The sequence below is a fragment of the Morganella morganii genome (assembly GCF_019242955.1).
Lineage (GTDB): Bacteria > Pseudomonadota > Gammaproteobacteria > Enterobacterales > Enterobacteriaceae > Morganella > Morganella sibonii.
On record NZ_CP066129.1, the window covers coordinates 3,747,201 to 3,769,478 of the forward strand.

Here is a 22,278-nt window from a genome sequence, read left to right on the forward strand (position 1 = left end):
ATCTGCCTGAAAAGTGGATCTGTTAAAAATACAAAAAGTGTATCTTATAAAGAACCAAAATAACACGTACTCTTCACATCACGGAAAACGCGCGTTTTCTTCACAACAGCAGAATGCAGAATGCAGAATAATGAGGGAAACACCATGAATAATACAATGACATCATCCGCTCTGGATCTGGTGACAGTGGCGCCTGCCACACAGAATGATTATGCGGGCTGGCTGCCGCACTGGCTGGCTTATCAGGAATTTTATAAGGTCAGCTTTCCGGAAGACGTCACCCTGACCAGCTGGTCACGTTTCTTTGATGAAAAAGAACCGGTGTTTTGCGCCGTGGCACGGCTGGACGGTAAAGTCGCCGGGTTTGTGCATTATCTTTATCATCGTTCAACCTGGGCAGAAAAAGAGTTCTGTTATCTGGAAGATCTGTACGTGGACCCGTCGCTGCGCGGCCAGCATATCGGAAAACAGCTGATTGAGTTTGTACAGCAGCAGGCGCTGGCCCGCCCGTGCGGTCGTCTCTACTGGCACACCCACAAAGACAATACCCGTGGTCAGCGTCTGTATGACTGGGTGGCGAATAAATCCGGCGCTATCGAATATATTATGCCGCTGAAATAACAGCGGTAATATCCGCTAAAAAGACCCTCTGCGGGTCTTTTTTAGTCTTCTTTCTTTTCTGTCCTGCTGCCCGGCGCTTTTCCTTTGATTTCCGTGGTGGCTTTGATGTTGATAACAAACGGTTTAAACGCGAATTTCTTATAGCGCTGCAGCACATACCAGATCCGGAAAAAGCGGGAGCTGTCAGAGAAGCGTTTCATATCCGCGGTACTCAGACCAAAATGCCCCTGAAGCTGATAACTCAGCTGTGCGGTGAAGTGATTATTTTTAATGTGAAGGAAATCAAGGGTGACTTCTGTCGCCCAGGTATCATTGAATATCACCGGCGTGCGCTTTTTCAGATCCTGCCAGCGGTTATAAGCCGGAAACAGCGTTTTATTCAGCCCTTCCCGGAGACTGTCCGCCAAATCAGCATCTTCACGGAGTTTCCCCGCCTGCCAGTCAATCTGTGCGGTAATGATTTTTTTCACCGCCCCCTGTAACGGATTGAGCGCATCCTGATCCAGAATATTATCCCGGAAAGCATAATCCAGTGCGCGGTCACGATACGGCCGGCCATCCGCATTCTGCATATGCGTAATCAGCTTTTTCAGCACGCCCGGATAACCACCGGACCAGGAAAACTGTGAAGATAACTGCCGCATTTCATCAAACAATATCCGGCTGACTGCTTTCGCCCCGAGGTTAAAAACCTGCGGCGTGTAATCACGCCCCATCAGCTGAGGATGGCTGCCTGACGCTGCTTCCGCTTTCTGCATGGTCCAGGGGTCGACCTGTGAGGAGACATCATGCAGCCGCAACAGATCACGAAGCTGAAGTAAGTCAAAATCACCGCAACGCATATCATCCGGACGGTAATCATCCCTGCGGCGCTGTGACTGACAGATTAATAACGGAAATGATAAAGTTGTCATTCTGTCCCTGAATAATCTCTGCATCACGTTATGCAGCGGTTATTTTATCATCAGCGGCCGGAAAGATCTTTGCCGTCATTCTGAAAGCGAAAGAGATAAAAAAGGCCCGTTTCCGGGCCTTCAGGGGGATGATCAGTTCTTAAAGGAACTGATAAACGAGAGGTACTCTTCTTTACTCATCAGCGGCTTATACTGCGCCAGCAGATCTTCTGCACCGGCTGCGTCATCAAACAGCAAATCAATAATCGTCATTGCCATCATCTGAGCCGGGCGGATATAGGCCATATCGTCATCAAAAACGACATAATCTTTGCCGTGCAGCCCGCCGCGTACTGAACCAATCCACGGATGACTGACCGGCATGATGTGGGACAGATCCCCGGTATCAGTGCTGCCGGTCATATGCTCGGCAACCCAGACATTTTCATCACCAATCAGACCTTCCGCATTCTGCTGTAACAGATCATTCAGCACCGCGTTGTTATACAGCGGCAGATAGCCCGGTAAATCTTTCACTTCCACTTCGGCACCGACAGACATGGCGCCCGCCACCAGCGCACGGGTAATGCGCTCGTTGGCGTCAATCATGGCCGGTACGTTTGAGGCACGGACATAACTTTCCATGCGCACATCACTCGGGGTCACGTTGACCAGATCACCGCCCTGGGTGATGATCGGGTGGAAACGGATATAATCTTTCTCCTGAAAGGTTTCACGGATAGCATTCACACCCATGATACCCATCATTGCCGCGTTCAGGGCGTTAATCCCCATATGCGGTGCCGCCGCAGCATGTGCCGGTTTGCCTTTATAATTAATCAGCTTGCCGATAAAGCCGTTGGTGGTGGTGGAGATTTCAATAAACCCGTTATCACGCTCAGGCTTAACGCTGGTCAGGTGGATTTGCAGTGCCATATCGACATCATCAAACTCACCGAGGGAAATCAGCTCCGGCTTACCGCCGATATAACTGATTTTGCCCTGTTCGATCAGCTTGTTACGATAGGCCAGTTCCACATATTCCTCAGCCGGAACGGCGAAGGGCACGACGTCCCCCGCCAGATAGTCCATTGCCCCGGAATCAATCAGACCCATAGTGACCGCCATCATATTGGCGATCTGCGCATTGTGACCGCAGCAGTGAGCCGCGCCGGTCTGGTCATCCGCATCAGGGTGTTCAGCACAGATAATCGCATCCAGCTCACCGATCACCGCGATACTGCGTTTACTGCCTTTTCCGCCTTTCAGACGGGCCTTGATGCCGGTGAGAGCCAGCTGATTACGGTAGCTGACGCCCAGTGCATCAAAGGCTGCTTCGACTTTCTTCGCTGTGCGGGTTTCTTTATAACCCAGCTCAGGCTCTGCCCAGATATTCTCTGCCAGTTTTTTAATGTCACCTTTGCGGGCGGCAATCGCTTCGCAGACTTTGGCTTTCAGTTGCTCTTTGGTCATTGTCATGCTGAATATTCCCCTCTGATCAGATAACGCCACTCCATGAGAGCGTCAGTTGGCCGATAAGTGCGGCAAATAAGAATGTCCCTGAGAACACGGCCAGTGAGACCGGGATAATGCGCCATGAAATCGCTTTGAATTTATCGATATCTTTACCCAGTGAAAGACCCGCGAAAGCCAGTACGGTGGTACTGATAACCGCGATAGAGACTTTACCGGTCATAGCAATCATTTCTTTGTCATACGGGAACAGCGGTGAACACAGACCGGCAGCAATCAGGGAAACCCAGAAGATTACCGGCAGTTTGCCTAACGGCGGGATCATCGCAATCAGGTACGCCGCGAAAGACATTCCGCCCAGCAGAGCCATGGCCAGCAGCGTATCGCTGAACACCTGTCCGAATTCACCGCGGCCGTACATTGACCCGCCGACGGCATCACCAAGTGCGGTAAAGAACACCACCAGAACCAGGATTACGGCTATTTCTGTCATCTTTTTCATGATTAATTATCCTTATTAGTATCCGCAGTCGCCGTTGCGCGTTTTCCTTTAAATTTGTTGTACAGGTAAGACGCAAACGGTAAGGAGAAGAAGATATAGATGTACAGACCTAACACGGAAGACATCAGGTTCGCGGAAGACGAGAACGCCTGAATATCCGCCGCCTGATCAGGGTAGAGCTCCAGCAGAGGTGCAACCGCTGCCGCCAGCATAGATCCGCTGCCGACCCCTGCCCCCATCGCCAGAGCGAGCGGACTGAGAATATCCAGACCGGCGATCACACTCGCAAGGATACCCATCCAGACAGCGCCGTACAGCGTACCGCAGATGTACATTGCCATCACACCACGGCCTTCCGGTGAACTTAAGCCGTATTTGGCTTCGATGATAGCGATGTTCGGCTCACGGCCGACAGAGTAGGTGGCACCAACCGCTTCACGGCCCATACCTAACATGATAGCCAGCGGCAGACCCAGCATGATGGTACCGATAAAGTGGCCCACTTCCTGCAGGACCAGCGCACCACCGGCCTGAATGATTTTTTCCCAGGATGCCCCGACGGAAGTACTCAGCTTGGCGATCAGGATCACCAGTGCCACACTCATGATAGAGGTCGCATGCGCCATGTTCTTTTCGTTGAGGATTTTAAATTTCGGAAAACTGATAATACCACCCATCAGCATGGAGTAGAGCATCGGAAAAACCATCACCAGACTGATTTTAATTTGCCCTATCGCTTCCGCAAGAAGAATGATAAATAAGCTGACCAAAAGCAACTTACTATCTTTTAATATATCCATAGTGTTACCTTTATAGGAATTGTTATTGAGAATTACTCATGTGTATTTATATAAAAACGTACCCTTTCCATATTCATACTACCCGCGGGACTGTTTTCCTGACAATATTCCGAAAATTCCTCAGCCATGCCTTTTAGGCATGCTATAAATTGATAAATTAATATTTATTAATTAACCCTGTCTCTGACACTTATTTCGGGTTACCAATTAATATAAAATTACATTGTTTTCAATGAGATACAAAATGATATAATTTTGTAAAAAATATTATTCTATAAGTGTGCTTGGTTTTTATTAAAATAAAAATAGTGATTCTCAAATAAACCAATAATGTGAACCAGACCCTGTTTTTTTAATTCTTCATCATGATTATTTTAATGAGAATGATTTTATATAATAATGAAAACCCTGTTTTAATACTGAATTTATTCAATCAGACCGGCCGTGAACATCTTATTCTGCCTACCTATAACCGTTATGACAAAATAATTGACTACCGGGAAAAAATGGCCGTTGTGGCAGAGAACATGAATAAATCAGATATAGATCACACTATTTCATCAATATCGACAGAGGTCACAATATTGACTATTTTTCTGGTTCTCTGAGCTGAAATCCGGGAAACAGTGCTGTACAGAATGGGTTTCGCAACTGACACACCACGGATGGCTGTCTTTCCGGCAACAGAAGGAAATTCAGGAAAAGGTGGCAGGCCGATATCAGATTAGCGGATTTTCATTACTAAATTGTTACGATATTGTGATTTTATTTTTTTGAATGGAATCTGTGTCATCCTGTCTCAAAAATATTTTGCTCTCGCTCACACATAATTACTTAAAAAACACATCACTATGAGAGTATTCCGGTATATCAATGCCAATAGTTAATAAGTAAAATTTACTTAACTGTGATGTATGCTGCAATATGACCATAGACAGAAAAAACAGTCGTCTCAGGGTGAGTATGGCATATGACCAGCATCACAAAACTCAAAAATAGTAAATAAAACTGGATTATCTGTTTCTGATAACAGCCAACTACCACCTGTTATTAATTATTAATATAAAACTAACCACTAAAACTAATCACTTTTGTATTTGATTAAAATCAAACACGTTTTGTAAATAGTGACTATATCCGAATATGAGCATATTAAGATTACTAACCGTAGTTAAACGTAGGTCAACATGTCAACTAAATGAACTTTATCACTGTAAATATAACTTAATCAAATATACATAAAAGGTAATGCGTTTTTGATGCCAAACAAACCGCTGTTTTTTAGTCGTTTCCGTGAAAGAATTTTGTTCATCTTCAATATATAATGTCACTTCCCGTCTGTGCAGTGACATTTAAATTTAAATGTTATCGCGATATAAAAAAACAGCCCCCTGCACCGTATAATTGACACTCCAATAAACAATTATGATAATACTCCGGCACTCAACGAATATTGCTTATAATTATTATTAATTGATCCCGGCCAGAGCCTCGCGGGATTTTTTATTTTAATAATTAAAACAAAACAAATTATTCTTATATATTGACAAATATCCCTGATAAAGGAAATAACATGAAACTTCAGAAAGTATTACTCTCAGTTGTTCTGGGATCTATATTTGCTGCAGGTACTGCTATGGCAGAAGATCCTGTGCAGCCACCAGAAGTAAAAAGCGGCCTCGGTACTGTACATTTCAAAGGCTTTATTAATAACGTTCCTTGCTCTATCGACAGTAAATTCCTGGATCAGACAGTTGATTTCGGTGAAATAAGCCGTAATGAACTGACTACCGGTACTTATCGTACAGATAGCAAATCATTTAATATCGAACTGAAAAACTGTGATACCAGCACTTATAAAACTGCACAGATCCAATTTACCGCACCAACAGTTGAACTGAAAGACGGTACTGCAACGTCCAAATATGTTGGCCTGGGTTCAATCCAGAATGCCGGTATCGCACTGACCGACAGCGGCGGTAAAGCCATCGAGCTGGGTTCACGTTTCCCTGCTGAGAAATACGCCCTGAACGGCGGCAAAGATCAGATCACTCCGCTGAACTTTGCAGCATATGTAAAAGGTAACCAGTCTGTAGTTGCCGGTGAACAGGCAACTACCGGTCATTTCGATACCCCGGTTAACTTCCAGATTTTTTATCAATAACAGGATCGTTACTGAATAATTTTTTGTATATGCAGTGGTCTGCAAGGACTGCGCCCGCCACTGCATAATAAAGACAGCGGTGGCAGGCATATTTCATGAAGCTCAGAACAACAATAAAAATAATGACAGCTTCTGTGATTGCAGCTATTCAGATAAATAACGTATTTGCTGAAGAAGCCGTTAATTTTAATACATCATTCCTGGATGCAGACAGTCAGGAAATTGATTTTTCTAAATTCAGCCGGGCTAATTATGTTATGCCGGGCACTTATCCTCTGGCCATAAAGCTGAACAACCATGTTATTACCGGTGATGAAAATATTCTTTTTTATACTCCCGGTTATGATCCGGAAATAACAGTCCCTTGTATTACACCTGAATTATTTAAACAGCTTGCCATGAAAAATGAATGGCAGGATAAAGTCAGCTGGACAGAGCAGGATACACTGCAGTGTCTTGATATCCGCGCCGTACCAGAGATGCAGACTATTGGTGATATTGCGGATAATAAACTCAGTATTCAGATCCCCCAGGCCTATATGGCATACAGTGATCCGTCATGGGACCCGCCTGAACGCTGGGACGACGGCATCGCCGGAATAATATTCGACTATAATGCCACCATTACCCACAGCAATTACCAGTCCGGCAGCGATAACGATAAAAGCAGCAAAACGGATGTTATCAGCTATGGTGATACCGGTGTCAATCTCGGTGCCTGGCGTGTACGTGCGGAATGGCAGGCAACCGGCGGTGACAGTGCGGAACATGCAAAAAGCTGGCGCTGGAACCAAGTTTACGCTTACCGGGCAATTCGTGATCTCAGCGCCCGCCTGATGTTCGGTGAACAGTATCTGACCTCAGAACTGTTCGAAGGCTTCCGTTACACCGGCCTGAGTCTGGAAACAGATGAAAATATGTTCCCGCCGCTGCTGCGCGGCTATGCTCCGGAAGTTGCCGGGGTTGCCCGCACCAACGCCACTGTGATTATCCGCCAGGGGGAACGTATCATTTATCAGGAACAGGTCAGCAAAGGGCCGTTCCGTATCCGTGATATGAACTACATCGGCGACGGCACACTGAATGTTACCGTTAAAGAGCAGGATGGCAGTGAGCAGCATTTCACCATTGAAACATCACGCCTTTCCATGCTGATCCGTCCCGGCCAGTTTCTGTTTAAACTGGCGGCGGGTAAACCGCTCTCAGATGATCACAAAACTGAGGGGCCGGCGTTCGGTACAGGCAGTTTCTCGCGGGGAATGAGCAACAACACCACGCTGTTCGGCGGAGTACTGGCAGCAACTGACTACCAGAACGTGTCTCTCGGGATTGGCCGGGATATCGCACCGTTCGGGGTCTTTTCCGCGAAAGTCTCTTATTCACGGGCAAATACGGGTGATTTTTCCGGTAAACAACATAGCGCCGGCGGCTCTTACAGCATCACTTATTCCAAAGAATTCGATGCCATCAACAGCCAGCTGACATTCGCCGGTTACCGCTTTTCAGAGCGGGGTTATATGACCATGAACCAGTTTGTGGATCTGCGCTACCGCGGCGGAAATACTGACAGCAGCAAAGAGATGTATAACATCATCTTTAACAAGGTGTTCCCGTCTCTGCGCATGAATGTCTATCTGAATTACAGTCATCAGACATTCTGGAATAAACCGGGCATTAATAACTACAGCATGACCCTTTCCCGTAACTTTGACTGGGGAGAGAAAAAGAATCTCAGCCTGAGTATGTCAGCCTACCGGACAGAGTCAGATTCGACAAAAGATAACGGCGTGTACGCCAGTTTGTCTGTTCCGCTCGATGACAATAAAGGCATGTTCAGTTACAGCGGCAGTTACACCAAGAATTCACGCAGTAACAACGTGAACTATTATAGTGATATTGATAATTCAAGTAACTATTCACTGTCTGCCGGGGAAGGCGACGGCAGAGTAAACCTGGCGGGTTTCTATACCAATGAGGGGGGAAATAATTACCTTTCACTGAGCGGAACCTACATTCAGGATAATGTGATCACGGTATCCGGCCAGTCACGCGGCGGCTTTACCCTGACCGGTGAAGGTGCGGCATTCCACCGCAGCGGCAATACAATGGCGCCGCGTATTCTGGCGGACACCAGCGGTACTGCGGATATTAATGTGCGCGGCACCGGTAAAGCAGTACGGACCAATACGTTCGGCAAAGCCGTTATCCCGGTGGCGACCGCCTATTCGCGCGGACAGTTATCGCTTGATCTTGATGCGATGCCGGATAATGCAGAAGCACTGACCTCTGTTCAGCAGGCAACGCTGACTTCCGGTGCAATTGGTTACCGGAAATTTAATGTTGTCGAGGGCTATAAAATTATGGGTATTATTGCCATGAATGATAATACCCACCCGCCTTTCGGCGCTTCTGTCATTAATGACAAAAATGCGGAGATCGGTATCGTTGCCGATAACGGCTCGGCTTATCTGACCGGTATACAGTCAGGTCAGACGCTGAAAGTGGCCTGGGGCGGACAAACACAATGTACTGTTCGTATCCCGGAAATAAAGGATAATAACGTTCAGTTTAATATGCTGCTGCCTTGTCAGTAAGTCAGGCGGTACCGGTTTGTATTTCACAGAATTAACAAATGAATCCGTAAGGAACTTTAACATGAGAAAAGTGACCACTTTATTCTGCGCCGCACTCACGACTCTGGCCGCTATTCCGGTAACGGCCGGTGCGGCCATTGCACTCGACAGAACCCGTGTTATTTATAATGAAGGTGACAAAGCCGTACCGCTGACGGTCACCAATGAGCATCTCAGCAAACCGTATCTGGCGCAGTCCTGGATTGAGAACACGGCAGGGCAGAAAGTCACCTCTCCGGTGTTTGTGACCCCGCCGGTTCAGCGGATTGAGCCTAACAGCAAAAGCCAGATTAAAGTGCAGCTCTCTCCGGAAGCCGCCTCGTTACCAGCTGATCGCGAATCTGTCTTTTATCTGAATGTCCGTGAAATTCCACCGGCCGCAGAGAAAAGCAACGTGCTGCAAATTGCCCTGCAAACCAAAATAAAACTGTTCTACCGCCCGAAAGCAATTCAGGTTCAGGAGCGGATGGAAAAAATCACCGGTGCTGAAGGTATCCGTCTGTCTCAGAATGGCGGTCAGTACACCATTGAAAATACAACACCGTACCATCTGTCGGTCACCCGCCTGGATGCCACCGGCGGAAAAGAAATTAAATTTGAGCCGCTGATGGTATCACCGAAAGCCTCCGCCTCTTTCAGCGCGCCTGCGCTGGGTAACGCGCCGGTTGCTTATTATGTTAACGACTACGGTGATACCAAACCGCTGAAATTCAGCTGTGCCGGTAACACCTGCACCGTGCAGTCAGATAGCCAGTAATTTGCAGGGGGAACCGCCGATGACACTGACCACACTTTTCCGTACCGGCTGCGCGGCACTGCTGAGCCTGCCGCTGATGGTCTCCGGCGGTTCTTATACCTATATCGATGTATATGTCACCGGTGAAATTATCGCCGCTCCCTGTAAGATAAATCAGGGAAAAAATATTCTGGTGGATTTTAAAGACGTTATCACCACAAAGATTGATAACGACAATTACAGTGAAAAACTCGATTACCTGATCGAGTGTAAGGATAACCGCGCCAGGGGGATAAGAATGTATATCAGCGGCACCTCATCCTCCGTTGACAGCCGCTACCTTTCCACCAGCGCCGGGGATCTGGCTGTCAAATTTCAGGCTGACAACCGGTTACTGCCGCTGAATGAAAAAATTACGGTTCAGTACCCGGCTCAGCCGGATATTCGTGTCGTACTGGCCAAAAAGCCGGGGGCAAAACTCCCTGCCGGTGATTTCAGTGCAAACGCCACTATCCATATTGAGTACGAATAAGGAGCTGTGATGCGATTTTTCACCACTATACTGCTTCTGGCCTGTATTCCGGGATACGCGTTTGCAGCATTACACAGCTCCGCGGATATCCGGATCTCCGGAAAACTGGTACCGCCGCCGCCCTGCAAAGTAAACAATAACGAGGAAATCCTGGTTGATTTTCAGCGTATCCAGATAAAAACACTGGAGAAATCCGATATCCGCAGAGAGGTGGATATTCCTTTTGTCTGTGAGCAGGAATCTGAGAATTTTAAATATTATCTCACCGTTGACGGGCCGCGGTCGCCGTTCAATAACAAACTGCTGAAAACCAACCGCAACAATCTGGGCTTTAATGTTGAGCTTGCCGGGGTAAAACTGGATTTGGGGAAAGCGCAACTGGTTAATAACCGCCATCTGACATTTACCATTGTGCTGACTAAAAACCCGGACGGTAACGTCACGCCGGGCACTTTCAGCGGCACCGGTACAGTAACAATGGAGTATTTCTGATGAACCGGTTCTCTGCTTTCAGTCTGTTATTCAGCGGCGCTCTGGCATTCTCCGCCGCCTTTATTCCGGCAGGTCATGCCGCAGATAACCTGCGGGTGATCGGGGAGCTGTTTAACGATCCCTGTACATTATTACCGGAGAATAAAGATCTGCTGGTGGATTTCAGTGATGTTTCCCTGCCGGATCTGTATGAGGGAATTGAGGTGCGCAAATCCTTTTCCCTGATCCTGTCTGACTGTGATATTACCGATATGAACCGGTTTAAAATTAAATTCACCGGTACCGCGCCCCCTGATATGCCGTCCTATCTGGCGCTTGATCCGTCCAGTGATGCCGGCGGATTTTCTGTCGGTATCCGGACAGATAATATTTCGCTGATCCCGCTGAATCAGTTTTCCAATGCGATTACCATTGCCGGAAACGGCGAGAATACCATCCGTTTTACGGCTTTTCTTCAGGTCGATCCGAAAGCAAAGGCCGGTAAAACGATTAAGTACGGTGCATTTAACGCCACCGCTTTTCTGACTATCGACTATTTCTGAGGCCGGTATGACAACGATTATCCGTTATATCAGTGTGCTGACTGCACTCATATTTTTCTCGCTGCCCGTTCGTGCAGACCTTTACAGTTATATTACCCGCTCAGAAGGAAAACCGACGAATATCGATTATTTCTACACTATTTCAGCCTGGACCCCGCCTCTGCGCGGCAGTGCCCACCCGTGTAAAGTCGCCGGGCTGTCCGGCAAATGCTATGCCAATATTAACCACCGGCATGTCAACGGCGACAAGGGCGGAATTGCAAGTCGTAATGACCAAACATTCAACCAGCGCTGCCGTAATATGGATTTAAATACCCTGCGCGATGGCTTTGATGTCTATAACTATATTTATAATAACTGCTTCGGCGGATTACCCTACAGCGGTACAACCAACCACGTCGGAACCGCAATCCGTAATGAGTGCGTCACTCTTTTTCTGACATCAACGCCCAATGGCGGCAGCGGTGATATGTATCCCGGCGCTATTTGTGGTGTTTCTCCGCCTCCCGGCGGAATATGCAGTTTTGACCTCGATCGCCCGGGTGCGGTTTTAAACCATCAGAAAGTACCGGAAGATGCCATTAATGGTCACCAGGCATCTGAGTATCTGACAATGAAGTGCAGTAAAGATACGACGGTCCGGATTTATTCCGTGACTGACTCAAGTGCCCGGCTGAAACTGAAAAACAACCTGTATACCCGGCTGACACTGAATAACTATCTGCTTGATGCCCGCAGCGGCGGCGCACCGATCTATGTCCGGGAGGGCTATCCGAACACCGCTCTGCTGAAAAGCACGCTTGAAACGACCGGTCCGGTAGAGCCCGGTTCATTCTTCGGCAATATATCCATTATTATGACCATCGACTGACCTCCGCTTACGCGCCGGTATTCCCGTACCGGCGCTTTTCCTCCTGCCGCCCTTTTCGTGTAGAATAGCCGTACTTTTCGCCATCACCGCAGGGCCGCCATGAAGAATGTCGATTATAAATCACTGAGATTGCTCGATCTTATTATCAAAGAACAGGGATTCGAAAAAGCCTCAGCGAAACTCTTTATTACACAATCGGCAGTTTCCCAGCGGGTAAAACAGCTGGAAAATCAGGTCGGCTCCCTGCTGCTGACACGCACCGTGCCGCCAAAGCCGACTGAACTCGGCCAGAAACTGCTGGGTCTGCTTTATCATGTTGATTTAATTGAGCATGATGCCTTTGATAATGAAAGCGGCAACCATGTGGTTACCATCCCGATTTCCATCAACGCTGACTCCCTGGCGACCTGGTTTTTATCTGCTATCAAACCAATCCTGGATGACCGCGCCATTCGCCTGGATATTAAAGTGGATGATGAGAGCCGGACACTCGACTATCTGCTTAAAGGGGAAGCCGTCGGTGCTATCAGTATGCAGCCGCTGCCGGCTGTCGGCGGAACCTGTGATTATCTGGGGGCGATGGATTATATCTTTGTATCCAGCCCGGCTTTTGCGGAAAAATATTTCAGTAACGGGGTGACTAAAGAAGCCCTGCTGCGGGCACCGGTGGTGTCCTTTAACCATTCCTCAGATATGCACCATATCTTTTTGCAGGAGTATTTCCGGTTAACCCCGGGAAGCCTGAACAGCCATATCGTGCCGTCATCAGAGGCCTATATTCAGCTGGTACTGCAAAACTCCGCCTGCTGTATGATTGCGGAACATCAGATTAAACATGAGCTTGAATCCGGACGGATGATTAACCTGGTGCCGGAACTGGTACAGCAAAAACAGCTTTACTGGCACCGTTACCAGCCGGAGTCAGGAACATTACAGCGGATTTCAGAGGCCATTATTACGAACGCCAAAGATTACCTGACCCAATCCCCGGTGACCGCCTGAACGGCGGCCACCACTGGATCTGACGGTTCAGAGAGACTGCCCGGCAGAGCCGAACAGACGCATCCGCTCTTCCACACGCTCTGCGACCGGCTGTAATCCTTTCATAATCACCTTACGCGGGTCGTTAATATCATGTGCGCCCTGCTGCTCAAACTGCTCTTTCACTGACAAACACCACGCATACATATTTTCTGTATTGACGTTGATTTTTGCCGTACCGAGTGAAATGGCTTTCTTCATATCTTCATCTGAAATACCGGTACCGCCGTGCAGCACCAGCGGCACTTTCACCAGCTGCGCGATATGCTGCATTTCCGCAAAACCGAGCTTCGCTTTGCCTTTATACAGCCCGTGTGTCGAGCCGAGCGCCGCCGCCAGACAATCCACACCGGTTTCTTCCACCAGCTTCTGACACTCCGCCGGATCCGCATAAATTACGTGAGAGTTAACGATACCATCCTCACTGCCGGCAATCGTACCCAGTTCGGCTTCCACAGACACACCACGGCGGTGAGCATATGTCACCAGACGTTTGGTAATAGCCAGATTCTCGGCAAACGGCATATGTGAACCGTCGAACATCACTGAGCTGAAACCGGCTTTAATCGCTGCTTCACAGGCTTCGTAAGACTGGCCGTGATCCAGATGCAGTGCCACCGGCACATCTATTTCCAGAAACTCCATCGCATTCACCACAATATCGTGAATACATTTCAGCCCGAGCATATGTTTTATGGTTCCGCCGGAGACACCTAAAATAACCGGGGAACGCAGTTGCTGTGCAACTTTTAATACTGTTCCTGTCCACTCCAGGTTATTAATATTAAACTGGCCGACGGCGTACTGGCGTGCAAAGGCACGATTGAGCATATTCTCCATCGAAACTAACATCGGATTTCCCCTTGTTGGCGTATAACTGAAATTTAATTAAAAATCAGAATTTAATCGAAACCAGAATTAATCAAAAACCAGAATCAATCAAAATAGTGCTTCAGGTTTCTTTCGTATTTATTCACCGCATTATGAACATCTGCCAAATCCGGCATTGATTCGCGCACCCCTTTTTTCTCAATTGAGATCGCTGCTGACAGACTGGCAAATAAAATAATATTCTCGATATGCCAGTTATAATGAACCCCGTACGTAAATGCGCCGTGGAATATATCACCGGCACCGGTTGTATCAATCGCATTACAAATAAACGCCGGTGATATTGTCAGCATTCCGTTTTGCAGATACGCACAGCCTTTCTCACCCAGCGTAATAAATGCCTCACCCCTGGCCAGTTTATTCAGTTCTGTTAATGCTGTTTTCAACTGAATATCGGTGGTGAATTTATCAATCTCAATCAGGTCACGGGCAAAGTTTTCACTGGCGACCAGATAATCGGTATATTTCGCCAGATTTAAATTACTTTCCCGCAGGGACCCCGCGTCCATCACGACGCGGGCATCCGGCAGACGGGTCAGAATATATTCACTCAGCTCCGGTTCATGACCGTCGATTAATACCGTGATGACTTCCCCTTTATCCTCCTGTGTCAGGCGGGTAATCAGCTCATCAATTTTTAATTTCTCTTCGAATGTCATACGCGGCGGCGAGACCAGTTTGCGCGTAATAATTGTCCGGGAACCATTTAACTGATTCACTAATACAGATGCCAGCGGTGTGATCATTTCATCGTTAAAAATGACGTAATCGGTATTCACACCCACATCATGAAACTCATCAATAATTTTCTGACCATAAATATCGTGGTTAAGGTGTCCGGTAAAATAAATATCCTCACCCCACAATCCCAGTAACCATGCTGCATTGGCACAGGGTCCGCCGCCGCTTTCAATAAAATCGCCGGAGAAATTTTTAGTATTCTCCTCCGGCCAGCGGTTAAGGAAGAAGAACTGGTCGAAGCAAGATAAACCGACAGAAATTACTGCCATAACAACTCCTTAAAGCCTTTCGTCAGTATCATGTTTACTTATGTGCGCGGTCTTTTTCCATTAACTCGTCATAGCTCAGGGTATCACCCACCACTTTGACTGATTTAAAGGCAAACGGCGCCAGTAATGCCAGAACCAGAACAAAACAAATCAGGTAAATCGCAATCTGACCGAAGTGGGTAAAGGCTTCACCGATAACAATGCCCCATACCGCGAAGTCAAAGTCTGCGAAGGTACTGTTTTCGAAGCCCAGGTTACCCAGTGCCGGTAACAACATTGCCGGTAAGAAGGCCAGGAAAATACCGCCGATAAAGGATGCGATAATACAGCCTTTTTTGCCGCCCAGTTTGTCCGCAAAGACACCGGATGTACCGCCGCAGAAGAAGTGCGGCACCATACCCGGGATAATCAGCGCCATACCCAGACCGCCCAGCATCAGCATGCCGACAAGGCCGCCGATAAAGGAGCTGATAAAGCCGATGACCACCGCTGTAGGGCTGAAGGTAAAGAAGACTGCACAGTCAACCGCCGGAATTGAGTTCGGGATCAGTTTCTGGCTGATACCCTGGAACGCAGGTACGAGGTCACCCAGGATTAAGCGCACACCGCTGTAGACAATCGCCACACCCACCGCAAACTGCAAACCGGTCAGGATGGAGAAAATCACCATGTTCTGCTCTGTGATAGTGCTGATATAAGCGGAACCGGCAACGATGCTGCACACCAGATAAATCACCACCATCACAATACCGGTAGTTACCGTGGTATCGCGCAGGAAGCCCCATTTTTCTGAAATTTCAGTATCCGCAAATGAGTTTTCCGCTTTACCGGTTTTTGATGCAATCCAGGCTGACAGATAATAACCGAGGGAACCAAAGTGCCCCATGGCAATACCGCCGTCTTCCGTTACACGTTTGGTATAACGCTGTCCGATCGCCGGTGAAATAGCGGACCAGGACCCCAGCAGGAAACCGCCGATAATCACCATTTCCCAGCCTTTGAAATTCGCGGCCTGTAATACCGCCGAGAATAAGCAGGCTAAAAAGAAAGAGTGGTGACCGGTTAAAAAGATATATTTATATTTGGTGAAGCGGGCAATCGCCAGGTTGAAAATAAAGCCGAGTAATAAAATACTCATGGTTTCCACACCCAGTAATTTCTGGGCAACAGAAACAATTGCTTCGTTATTCGGAATAACACCCCGGATATTAAAACCGGCTTCAATAATACCGCCGAGCGGATTCAGGTTTGCCACAATAACACCGGCACCTGCACTCAGCATTAAATAACCGAGGATCGGTTTTAATGTCCCGGTTAATAATTTATTGACCGGTGACCGTAATGCCAGCAACCCCACCAGGGAGATAATCCCCATAAGAAAGGCAGGCTGACTGAATATCTCAGTCAGGAATGAGAGAATATAAGCCATAATTTAATTCCTGTAACAAGAATGAACTATCAGGATTGACTCAGTTTCAGTAAAGCATCTTTAATATCTTCCGCAATTTTGGCTTTATGCACATAACTGCGGATCACAGCCACTTCACACTGCGGCGGAAATTGTGATGCCAGCTCTTTAATCGTGACATACAGATCCGCTCTCTCACCGACGGCATTCGCAAAATCCACCGACGCCACATCGGCTTTTATGCCCATCTCCTCACAAATTTTTTTCACATTATTGGCGGCCATTAATGAGCTGCCGATACCATTGCCGCACACAGTTCTTATTTTAATCATACTGTCCTCTCTATCGACGTCCGGATAAATTGCAATATCTGTTCTTTGTTATTATCTTTTACAAACTCAGTAATATTGTTCTCAATCAGATCAGCCACGGTCTGAATCAGATGAATATGGGTATCTGAATCTGTCGCGCTGATAGCAATAATGACATTGACCGGATCAAACTCCTCATGATGAAACACCAGCGGTGTCCCGGTCACCACCACCGAAAACGCGGTTTTCAGTGCACCTTTCTCCGGTCTTGCATGCGGCATCGCCACCCCGGTATCCAGCACAATCACCGGACCGAATTCATGATATACGCGGATCATTTCCTCAATATAATCAGGGGTACAGGCGCCTGATTTTTGCAGTAACTCACCGGCATAGCGGATGCCCTCTTCCGGAGACGTAAAATTCTGATTCAGGGATAACAGCCCGCTCTCAAAATGAATATCCAAAACCGAACTCCTGATGTGATTTTTTCTTATTTTAAAGATGGCCTATTTACCGCTAAATAAATAGCGACAAAGATCACATTCCGGTTTTAAGAATGTGAGGACGATCTCGTTTGCCTGAAATAACGCTTTATCGTGTAAAGCAAAAAATAATCCTGTTAATTCATGCAATTACTTTTTACCGGAAATATCTCTGTTTTGATTTCCCGGGCTGAATATGTGGCCTGAGTCATAGTTTCCCTGATGAAAATAAGATGTTCATCACACTTTTTGGGGTATTGAATCGTCACTTTGCGGGGCGGATCAAACTGAAGGGCGAAATTGATTTATTTTTAACCGGCGATAAAAAAACAGAAGCCCGGCAACGTTATTTTGTGCCGGGCTTCTGCGCTGTTTTTTCTGACTGACAGATAATTACTGCATCGTCACCCAGAACGTTCCTGCACCACTGATCGCGGTAAACCGCTGATGGAATGACATCATTTCTGCCCGCGGATTCAGGTCACGGAATGCCTGCGGATGGAAAAAGGCAGCCAGTGCTTCGGCAGCAAAAATATTCAGCGGACTGTTATAGAAATTATGGTAAACCGCCATCACACGCCCGGATTTTACTGCCTCCAGTGAGGATAATCCCTGGCGGTTCATCAGCGCGGCCATCTCTTTCGTTGCCGGTTCCGGCGGAATACCGTATCCGAGTGTCACCGCTTCAGAGCGGCGGCTGTACTGTCTCCAGTCCGCACCGGTCAGGACATAAAATTGCGGATTCAGATCCAGAATCGTTTCGGTACTGCTCTCCGCACCGTTTGCCGGTATCGTGTCACGCACCAGGTTATCGCCACCCGCAATATCCGCCAGTTCCCCGAATCCGGTACGTCCGTATAAACGGCAGCAGTCATTGCCGAATATCCCCGCACTGCTTTCAATCAGCACGGATGGCTTTTGTTCCGGCAGGCGCTGACGCAGCGCGGCCAGCTTAGTCCGGTAATATTCCGAGAACTCCGCTGCCCGTCCTTCTGTTTCAAACAGCGCGCCGATAATCTGAATACTTTTCGGCGTGTTTTCTGTCATTTCACTGCGGAAATCGATAAAAATCACCGGAATACCCGCCGCTTCCAGTTGCGGCAGCAGATTCGAACTTTTCATCAGCCCATAGGACGATTTGTGCATCAGCACCGCATCCGGCGACAACGTCAGCAGATTTTCTGTTGTAAATGTGCCGTCCTTGCTTTTCGGCAGAACCGGTAACCGCGCCAGTTCCGGCGCAGCGTCCAGATACGCCGCTTTCAGATCCGGGGCATAATGCGTCAGGGTATCACTCCACCCGCTGAGAGACGCAAAATGTGTTTTACCGGCGGCAATATCCACCGCCAGAATATCGCGGGCATCCGCAAGAAACAGCCGCTTAACCGGCGTGTTCACCGCCACGGACCGCCCCTGCAAATCAGTGATAATCTGCGTCTGAGCACGGGATCCCGTGCTCAGCAGCAGCGTCATCATCAACAGGAATATACGCATAAAACGGGCCTCAGAATGTCACCAGATAATTCAGTGCGAATGTCCGCCCGCGACCTTTATAACTGTATAAGTCCGGTGCACCGTACGACGGGCTGTACAGGATAGGTGCGCGCTGCCCCCACACGGTGGTGTAATCTTTATCCAGCAGATTTTCGACCGCAAAGCTGACTTTACCCACCGGTAGCTGATAGCTGCCAAGGAAATCGACGGTGTTATATCCGTCCAGTTTCTCCCCGTCCGCATCGGTCAGGCTGAAAGATTGCTGGCTTTGCAGACGCAGTGTCCAGTCCGACGGCTCCCATGCCACATACGCGGTAACTTTTGACGGGCTGGCAAACTTCACACTCCATTTTTCCCACTGATCGCCCGCTTTGGTCTCGGATTTGATCAGGTTGAAATTAGTCCCGACACGCCAGTCAGTATCTGCGATCGCGTAATCCGCCGCCCCTTCCACGCCGTAGATCCGGCGTTTGTCATCTTTCAGGAAGATAGTCATATCTTTCTTATTGATGTCGTAGCTGCTGTCAGACAGTGAATAGTACGCCGCCAGCTGAGTTTGCAGGCTGTCCCCGGTGTAACGCCAGCCCAGCTCGAAGGAATTGACTTTGATACCTTTTACCCGCGTATCATTGATATTCACACTGTTGAGCAGCGGATAATGACCATTGACCGGCGAACCGTAAGTGCCGGTGCCGTAGAATTTGGCGATATCGGGAATTTCAAAGCCCTGGGAGAAATTAAACCAGGTCTGTTGTGTGTCAGTCAGATTGAGCAGCACCCCGGCATTAAATAACAGGTTGTTGTAATCCGTTTCCCCGCCCGGTACCGCATCCGCTGAAGTGGCTTTACCTTCGGCAATCAGCTGTTGCTGCTGATAACCGGTGAAATCATCCACTTTATTTTTCGTGTACTGATAACGCACACCGCCGCTCAGCGTCACCAGCGGGTTGATGTCATAACTGCTTTGCAGAAACGCCGCCATCGTGGTGGTAGTGTAGCCCGAATAACGCCCGGTGTTATAGGCGGAATCCAGTGTCAGTCCGTTACTTTCTTTGGCTTTTTGCAGATTAAAGAACTTCTGATTGGCACTGAATTTTTCATGCTCGGCATCCGCGCCGTAAGTCAGCGTCAGGTTATCCAGCGGCTTGCTGTTAAAAGTGACTTTACCGCCGTAGAAATCGGTTTTCTGCTCTGATGCACTGATACTGCTGACCACGTAATCCGGCTTTTTACCGCCCAGCGCCGGGAACGGATAGAAAGTCTGAGTTTCATCGCGGTAATACGCCTGAGCCACCAGATCCTGCCCCAGCAGATCACTGTTGCTGTATTGCAGATTGACCATATGGCGTTTGGTGCCCGGAATACGGTCAGAATCCAGCTTATCACTGTTATGCGCCGTGCCTTTCCCTAAGACGGCCGCAAAATCTTTACCGAGATCGATCCCGTGTTTGCCGTCAGATTCACTGTTGTAATATTGCGCCATCAGTTCCAGCGACTGGTGATCATCAATCGTCAGTGTTCCGGAGCCCATCACATCCAGCCGGTCAGAATACTGAAGTCCGGTCTGGGTGTTGTCGATCAGTACTTCGCGGCCTTTGCCGTCATACCAGCCGCCGTAACGCTGATAAGCCACGGATAAACGCCCGTAAGCCTGATCATTACCGCCGCTGACCGCCGCTGCTACGTTTTCATCATGATCCGAACCGTTGCGGAACCCGCTTTTACCGCCGATCTGAACCTCGGCCTGTTTTTCCGCCTGACCTTTTTTAGTCACGATATTAATCAGACCACCGCTGCTGCCGCCACCGTACAGAGAGGTCGCACCGGAAATTACTTCGATATGGTTGATATTGAACGGGTCAATAGAATCCAGCTGACGGCTGTCACTGCGTGATGAATTCAGGCGTACGCCATCCACCATCACAATCATTGAACGCCCGCGCATATTCATGCCGTAGTTTGTCCGGCCCTGGCCGCTGACACTCATCCCCGGGATCAGCTGTGCCAGGATATCTTTCAGCTCTTTGCCGCCTTCCGCCTGCTGCGCGATATCCGCATTATCAATGACCCAGGTGGTCTGGGCCATTTCAGCGACTGTCCGGTAGCTGCGCGAAGCAGAGACCACAATGGGTTCACCGGAATCAGTGGTGGCTGCGGCGAGGACTTCCGGCGTGATTAAAAGGGTCAGGCAGGGCGTCAGAAGACAAAGAGAGCGGATACGCATGTTATCTTTCCTGTAAGAATAAGAAGTTCAATATCACGCCGCTGATAATATTGACTGAGAATGATTATCACAAGCAGAAATATTAACCTCTTGCTTTTTAATATCTGATGTTCAGTGAGTGACTATTCACTGTGATATAGTTGAAGCGCATCCTGTCTGACAACAGGAACCTGATATCACTCTCTTAACTCACTGATTTTTAAATAAGGAATCCCATGCGACCTGCGGATTATCTGCGGCTTATCCTGCTGGCGGCCATCTGGGGTGCCAGCTTTCTTTTTATGCGGGTGGCCTCCCCGCAGTTCGGCGCGGTTAATACCGCCTTTCTGCGTGTCTTTTTTGGCTGTGCGGGGCTGCTGGTCATTCTCCTCGTGATGCGCCGCACTTTCCGGTTCGACGGAAAATTGAAACCGGCATTATTACTCGGTGTCATTAACTCCGGGATCCCCTTTTTTATGTACTGCCTCGCCGCACAGTGGCTCCCGGCGGGTTATTCTGCCATTCTCAACGCCACCACCCCGCTGATGGGCGCCCTGATCGGTTTTGCTTTCTTTGCCGAAACCCTGACCGCCCGCAAATGGCTGGGTGTGATGATGGGGCTGGCCGGTATTGTGGTAATCACCACCGTCGGGGAAAGTCAGTCTTCCGCCCATCTGTTATGGGGCGTGACCGCCTGTCTGATTGCCACCGCCTGTTACGGGCTGGCAGGATTTCTGACACGGCGCTGGATCAGTGAAAAAGGCGGCCTGGACGCCCGGCTGGTCGCGTTCGGCAGTCAGCTCGGTGCCACCCTTTTTCTGCTGCCGTTTTTCGGTTTCAGTGTCACGACCGGCCCGGAGATTAACTGGGCGCAGCCGCTGGTCTGGGGCAGTGTGATTGCAGTGGGGCTGCTCTGTACCGCTGTGGCGTATATTCTCTATTTCCGCCTGATTGCCGATATCGGCCCGATGCGTTCACTGACAGTGACCTTTATGATCCCGCCGTTCGGTATTTTGTGGGGTTATCTTGTGCTTGATGAGACACTCAGCCCGAATTTCTTCCTCGGCGCGCTGATTGTCTGTGTGGCGGTCTGGCTGCTGGTCAGCCGGGGAAAACAGCCCGCACCGGCGCCCGTAAAATAATTTACCGGCGGTATCCATCCGGATGCCGCCGTTT

General features: G+C 48.6%; 21 protein-coding genes. 10 read left to right on the forward strand and 11 right to left on the reverse strand.

Annotated elements, in window-relative coordinates; all coding sequences use genetic code 11:
• Positions 1-144: 144 nt before the first annotated feature.
• A complete protein-coding gene (locus tag JC793_RS17510) occupies positions 145-621 on the forward strand; it encodes a GNAT family N-acetyltransferase (protein WP_370528735.1) in 477 nt (158 codons plus the stop codon).
• A 41-nt stretch (positions 622-662) separates the two neighbouring features.
• Here JC793_RS17510 and JC793_RS17515 read toward each other — a convergent pair whose 3' ends face one another.
• From JC793_RS17515 to JC793_RS17530, 4 genes are all read right to left on the reverse strand, one after another.
• Positions 663-1,535 (reverse strand): DUF3289 family protein, encoded by an 873-nt coding sequence (locus JC793_RS17515; protein ID WP_218426858.1) that lies wholly within the window; start codon positions 1,533-1,535, stop codon positions 663-665.
• Positions 1,536-1,667: 132 nt separating this feature from the next.
• Positions 1,668-2,993 carry an amidohydrolase gene (locus tag JC793_RS17520; RefSeq protein WP_166708701.1) on the reverse strand — a complete coding sequence of 442 codons (1,326 nt, stop codon included), beginning with the start codon at positions 2,991-2,993 and terminating at the stop codon, positions 1,668-1,670.
• 19 nt (positions 2,994-3,012) lie between these two features.
• Complete coding sequence (locus tag JC793_RS17525; RefSeq protein WP_046894338.1) at positions 3,013-3,489, reverse strand: hypothetical protein; 477 nt, start codon at positions 3,487-3,489, stop codon at positions 3,013-3,015.
• Between the two features lie 2 nt (positions 3,490-3,491).
• Complete coding sequence (locus JC793_RS17530) at positions 3,492-4,289, reverse strand: DUF3100 domain-containing protein (protein WP_166708702.1); 798 nt, start codon at positions 4,287-4,289, stop codon at positions 3,492-3,494.
• 1,636 nt (positions 4,290-5,925) lie between these two features.
• Here JC793_RS17530 and JC793_RS17535 point away from each other — a divergent pair.
• The 8 genes from JC793_RS17535 (at position 5,926) to JC793_RS17570 (ending at position 13,261) form a co-directional block, all read left to right on the forward strand.
• Positions 5,926-6,453: a fimbrial protein gene (locus JC793_RS17535; protein WP_243846912.1), complete on the forward strand. Its 528-nt coding sequence runs from the start codon at positions 5,926-5,928 to the stop codon at positions 6,451-6,453.
• Between the two features lie 95 nt (positions 6,454-6,548).
• Entirely contained in the window at positions 6,549-9,047 is a 2,499-nt protein-coding gene (locus tag JC793_RS17540) for a fimbria/pilus outer membrane usher protein (protein ID WP_218426860.1), read from the forward strand.
• 61 nt (positions 9,048-9,108) lie between these two features.
• A complete protein-coding gene (locus JC793_RS17545; protein WP_218426862.1) occupies positions 9,109-9,843 on the forward strand; it encodes a fimbrial biogenesis chaperone in 735 nt (244 codons plus the stop codon).
• A gap of 19 nt (positions 9,844-9,862) precedes the next feature.
• Complete coding sequence (locus tag JC793_RS17550; protein ID WP_166708706.1) at positions 9,863-10,354, forward strand: fimbrial protein; 492 nt, start codon at positions 9,863-9,865, stop codon at positions 10,352-10,354.
• Positions 10,355-10,363: 9 nt separating this feature from the next.
• A complete protein-coding gene (locus tag JC793_RS17555; RefSeq protein ID WP_166708707.1) occupies positions 10,364-10,846 on the forward strand; it encodes a fimbrial protein in 483 nt (160 codons plus the stop codon).
• Positions 10,846-11,388 carry a fimbrial protein gene (locus tag JC793_RS17560; protein ID WP_208323198.1) on the forward strand — a complete coding sequence of 181 codons (543 nt, stop codon included), beginning with the start codon at positions 10,846-10,848 and terminating at the stop codon, positions 11,386-11,388. Before JC793_RS17555 ends, JC793_RS17560 begins: the two co-directional genes overlap by 1 nt.
• A 7-nt stretch (positions 11,389-11,395) precedes the next feature.
• Positions 11,396-12,259: an MrpH family fimbial adhesin gene (locus JC793_RS17565; RefSeq protein WP_166708708.1), complete on the forward strand. Its 864-nt coding sequence runs from the start codon at positions 11,396-11,398 to the stop codon at positions 12,257-12,259.
• Positions 12,260-12,358: 99 nt separating this feature from the next.
• Positions 12,359-13,261: a LysR family transcriptional regulator ArgP gene (locus tag JC793_RS17570; RefSeq protein WP_046894329.1), complete on the forward strand. Its 903-nt coding sequence runs from the start codon at positions 12,359-12,361 to the stop codon at positions 13,259-13,261.
• A gap of 27 nt (positions 13,262-13,288) precedes the next feature.
• Here JC793_RS17570 and fba read toward each other — a convergent pair whose 3' ends face one another.
• From fba to JC793_RS17605, 7 genes are all read right to left on the reverse strand, one after another.
• The gene (fba, locus tag JC793_RS17575; protein WP_004241136.1) at positions 13,289-14,152 is read right to left on the reverse strand and encodes a class II fructose-1,6-bisphosphate aldolase; all 864 of its coding nucleotides are present in this window, start codon (positions 14,150-14,152) and stop codon (positions 13,289-13,291) included.
• Between the two features lie 83 nt (positions 14,153-14,235).
• The gene (locus tag JC793_RS17580) at positions 14,236-15,201 is read right to left on the reverse strand and encodes a carbohydrate kinase family protein (protein WP_004234690.1); all 966 of its coding nucleotides are present in this window, start codon (positions 15,199-15,201) and stop codon (positions 14,236-14,238) included.
• Positions 15,202-15,235: 34 nt separating this feature from the next.
• A complete protein-coding gene (gene ulaA, locus JC793_RS17585; RefSeq protein ID WP_046894328.1) occupies positions 15,236-16,630 on the reverse strand; it encodes a PTS ascorbate transporter subunit IIC in 1,395 nt (464 codons plus the stop codon).
• A gap of 29 nt (positions 16,631-16,659) precedes the next feature.
• Entirely contained in the window at positions 16,660-16,941 is a 282-nt protein-coding gene (locus tag JC793_RS17590) for a PTS sugar transporter subunit IIB (protein ID WP_046894327.1), read from the reverse strand.
• Positions 16,938-17,387 (reverse strand): PTS sugar transporter subunit IIA, encoded by a 450-nt coding sequence (locus JC793_RS17595; RefSeq protein WP_166708709.1) that lies wholly within the window; start codon positions 17,385-17,387, stop codon positions 16,938-16,940. The genes JC793_RS17590 and JC793_RS17595 overlap by 4 nt, the downstream gene beginning before the upstream one ends.
• Positions 17,388-17,798: 411 nt before the next feature.
• Positions 17,799-18,899 carry an ABC transporter substrate-binding protein gene (locus tag JC793_RS17600; RefSeq protein ID WP_247717282.1) on the reverse strand — a complete coding sequence of 367 codons (1,101 nt, stop codon included), beginning with the start codon at positions 18,897-18,899 and terminating at the stop codon, positions 17,799-17,801.
• Between the two features lie 10 nt (positions 18,900-18,909).
• A complete protein-coding gene (locus tag JC793_RS17605; RefSeq protein ID WP_218426864.1) occupies positions 18,910-21,123 on the reverse strand; it encodes a TonB-dependent siderophore receptor in 2,214 nt (737 codons plus the stop codon).
• A 215-nt stretch (positions 21,124-21,338) separates the two neighbouring features.
• Here JC793_RS17605 and JC793_RS17610 point away from each other — a divergent pair, with 215 nt between their 5' ends.
• Positions 21,339-22,244, forward strand: a complete 906-nt coding sequence (locus JC793_RS17610) for a DMT family transporter (RefSeq protein WP_218426866.1) — start codon at positions 21,339-21,341, stop codon at positions 22,242-22,244.
• Positions 22,245-22,278 lie beyond the last annotated feature (34 nt).